The following is a 3,261-nucleotide window of genomic DNA, read 5'->3' as shown; positions in this document are numbered from 1 at the left end:
TGGATAGTCTGGTTTGGGTGCTTCTGCAATGTCTGTATCTAGAAATTCGGCAGTTCAGCGACTCAGACAGGAGAATTTGTTATGTAAGTGATTCAATACGGGAGCTGTCTTGCGATAAACGGAGCAAGCCACGACGAACTACTGCGGATGCCCCACTGGGAACGCCAGCGGTGGTGCAATGAAATCAGCACGATCAACGAGAAACGCAACCAAGAGACCGGTTCCGGCAGTCGCGCCAGCCCCAGCGGCCGCGGTGGCCGCACCGACAGCGGCGGCATCGAACTGGTCAACCCGGAGTTCGACGGGTAAGCACTGATGCCGACAGACAACCCCTACTCGCAGTACAACTTCGAACTCGAAGTCGACGGCCAGCCGGTCGCTGGCTTTTCGGATGTCACGGGGCTGACGATGGAGCTCGAGACGGTCAGCTACCAGGAGGGCGGCGTCAACGATCACGTCCACCAGCTTCCCGGTCAGTTCGCCCACGCGAACCTCGTGTTGCAGCGCGGGCTGACCAAGGAGACGACGTTCTGGAACTGGATCCACGACGTGATGAGCGGGAAAATTCGCAAGCGGACAGTCGTCTTCAAACTCAAATCCGGATTTAAAGGTGACAGCGCGTGGGGCTGGGAGTTCACCAACGCCTACCCTATCAAGTGGAGCGGGCCGGATCTCACTGGCGGCGCCAACGGGATGGCGATCGAGTCGATCGAACTCACCTACGAACGGTTTTCGACGCTCTCGGGCATGCCCGAGTAGTCGACCGACGAGTCGGTCTGTAACCGGGCTCGGACCGAAACTCACCGTTTTCTCAATTCGTCGACCGAAATCCACCGGCCGACCGTATTCGGCTTACCTCTCGGCTTAAACTGGACGTACGTCGACGGAGTCGCCCGGATACGAGCCTATTTGTCGATCCGGGCCAACATAGAGGTATGAGCAGTCAGTCCGTTCTCTCGGAAACCGCCCCGCTCGACCTCCGGCTGTCGGAGGCGGAACTGGATCGCACGCGCGAGCACCTCGTCTCGTTCATTCGAGAGACCGTCGACGCCGCCGGTGCAGAGGGCGCGACCCTCGGGCTTTCTGGCGGCATCGACTCGACGACGACCGCCTATCTCGCCGTCGAGGCACTCGGGACCGAGGGGTTGCACGGACTCGTGATGCCCAGCACGGTCAACGATCCCGACAATATGAGCGATGCCGAACGCGTGGCGATGGACCTGGGTATCGAGTACGACGTGATCGAGATCCAGCCGATCGCCGACCGCGTTTTCGATGCGGTTCCCGAAGCCGCCGAGAGCCAGTTGGCTGCCGGGAACGTCTACGTCCGGACGCGAGCGGTGTTGAACTACTTCGTGGCGAACGCCGAAAACCGGGTCGTCCTCGGGACCGGCAACCGCTCGGAGGCGATGACCGGCTACTTCACGAAATACGGCGATCAGGCCGTCGACTGCAACCCGATCGGTGGGATTTATAAACAGCAGGTTCGGCAGTTGGCCGCTCATATCGGTGTGCCGCACGATCTGGTGATGCAGACGCCGACCGCTGGGATGTGGGTTGGCCAGACCGACGAGGAGGAGATGGGGTTGGGCTACGACCAGTTGGACGCGATTTTGGCACTCCATATCGACGGCCCACTGTCGACGGCCGCGACGGTTCGGGCGCTAGACGGGGTGAGTGCGGAGGACATCGAGCGTATCGAGGCGCTGGTCGACGGGAGTGCGCACAAACGCTCGATGCCACCCGCACCCGAGCCGCTTGATTTGTGATGTGAGTAAGTGATCTGTGACGGGTATCGTGTGGATTGTGTGGATTGTGTAGAATGGTTTGCTGCGAACAATCAGAGACGCCCTTCGTCATAGACAGCGACACACGCCAGTACTGCGTTTCCAAAGGTCTTTGTCCGTTCCAGTTCTATCAGCAGAAGATGGATACCGCCGCGCGGGCTCGGGCCGCAGCACGGGAGGTCGTGGCCGACATCGAGCCCCAGCACCTCCGTGAGGTGCTGTTCGACCGCCTCGCGGAGGCCTCGATGGCCCCCGGCGTCCTCGTCTTCCTCAGCGCCCAGTCGACCACGCCCGACGTCGACCTCAACTCCCTCGCCGAGCGGAGTGCGGGCGTCCAACTCATCTACGAAGGCCTCCGACTCACCCGAACGATCGCTCACACCGAGCCGTGGGTCGACGCCGACAGCACCGACACCGACAGCACCGGTGACGGTGAGATCGTGGAGGCCGACATCGACGCCGATATCGACATTCTCGCGGCCGACGTGTTCGTCTCCCGTGGCTTCTATCTCCTCGCCAGAACCGAGGCTGCCGAAGCCGCAGTGCGGACGGTCCAGGCGTTCGGTCGAGACCAAACCTTGCGGAGTCGACCCGACGCCGACGTCGAGAGACTCGACGGGAATCTGGAGGCCGACATCCTCGCGTTGGCCGTGCGGGCTGGTCTGACCGCTGTCGACGCCCACCCCTCGCAGGCCATTCTCGCGTTCGCCGCCGAGTTGGCCCGCGAAGACGGCGAGCCGCTTTCCGAATCGGGGGTCGTCCTTCCCGAGTCGACAGTGAGCCGACTCATCGAGTTGTCCGAGGGGGTAGACGGCCCGGTGGCCTCGTCGGTCTCCGATCGGAGCTAAAAACCGCCCGGCGGCAGCCGGGAATCGAAACCCCTAAAGACACATCCGGCCAACCATTGGTTGCCTGCCTGGGTAGCTTAGCGGTAAAGCGCGTCCTTGGTAAGGACGAGAGCCCGGGTTCAAATCCCGGCCTAGGCTTCTTCCACTTGTTTTCACCGGTTAGAGGCGTTCTCCGCGTTCCAGCCATGATTCGTACTCAAGGACGCGACCCCGGTGTCAAATACGACACCCCGACGCAGTACAGCGATTACAGGAATTTATCAGGGTCATTGGACAATCTATATAAATTTTCGTGGGCCCTAGTACTAGATTCTAGTTATGGAGAAGACCATGGTGCATAGTGACGACAACAAAGTAGACGGCATTATCCTTGTTACAAGCAAGGCCTCGCAGTATCTAAACCCAAGAGAAGAGATCGCGTATCAGGAGCACCGGCGGGAGCTGGCTGAGTGGATGCTTTCCTTGGGTAAGGACCTGAAGAAGGCCGAAGGATACAGCTATAGAGCCTGTCTAAGAATTCTCACACTCTCAGTCATCGATATCGGTCGAAGACACCGCAGTATAATTTGCTCAACCGATCCAGTAGCGTTGACAAAAAGAGAGCCAAACTCAGCTATCTGGCGATC

The 3,261-nt window shown here is 60.1% G+C and carries 4 protein-coding genes, 1 tRNA gene and 1 pseudogene; all 6 read left to right on the top strand.

Annotation, left to right across the window (positions count from 1 at the left end):
* Positions 1-87 precede the first annotated feature (87 nt).
* Positions 88-309 (top strand): DUF6760 family protein, encoded by a 222-nt coding sequence (locus O2S87_RS18275; RefSeq protein ID WP_475410159.1) that lies wholly within the window; start codon positions 88-90, stop codon positions 307-309.
* Between the two features lie 6 nt (positions 310-315).
* Positions 316-759, top strand: a complete 444-nt coding sequence (locus O2S87_RS18270; RefSeq protein WP_475410158.1) for a phage tail protein — start codon at positions 316-318, stop codon at positions 757-759.
* 176 nt (positions 760-935) lie between these two features.
* Positions 936-1,769: an NAD+ synthase gene (locus O2S87_RS18265; RefSeq protein ID WP_475410157.1), complete on the top strand. Its 834-nt coding sequence runs from the start codon at positions 936-938 to the stop codon at positions 1,767-1,769.
* 158 nt (positions 1,770-1,927) lie between these two features.
* Positions 1,928-2,635, top strand: a complete 708-nt coding sequence (locus O2S87_RS18260) for a DUF7114 family protein (RefSeq protein ID WP_475410156.1) — start codon at positions 1,928-1,930, stop codon at positions 2,633-2,635.
* 66 nt (positions 2,636-2,701) lie between these two features.
* Positions 2,702-2,773: transfer RNA gene (locus O2S87_RS18255), tRNA-Thr, on the top strand.
* 180 nt (positions 2,774-2,953) lie between these two features.
* A pseudogene (locus O2S87_RS18250) lies at positions 2,954-3,261 on the top strand (hypothetical protein); the annotation flags it as partial.

It is taken from the genome of Halohasta sp. A2, from assembly GCF_056175805.1.
This window is presented reverse-complemented; position numbering and strand designations above follow the sequence as displayed.

Bases quoted from the DNA above. Each gene is read 5' to 3' on its own strand.
- O2S87_RS18270 (WP_475410158.1), top strand. From the start codon at position 316: ATGCCGACAGACAACCCCTACTCGCAGTACAACTTCGAACTCGAAGTC.
- O2S87_RS18265 (WP_475410157.1), top strand. From the start codon at position 936: ATGAGCAGTCAGTCCGTTCTCTCGGAAACCGCCCCGCTCGACCTCCGG.
- O2S87_RS18260 (WP_475410156.1), top strand. From the start codon at position 1,928: ATGGATACCGCCGCGCGGGCTCGGGCCGCAGCACGGGAGGTCGTGGCC.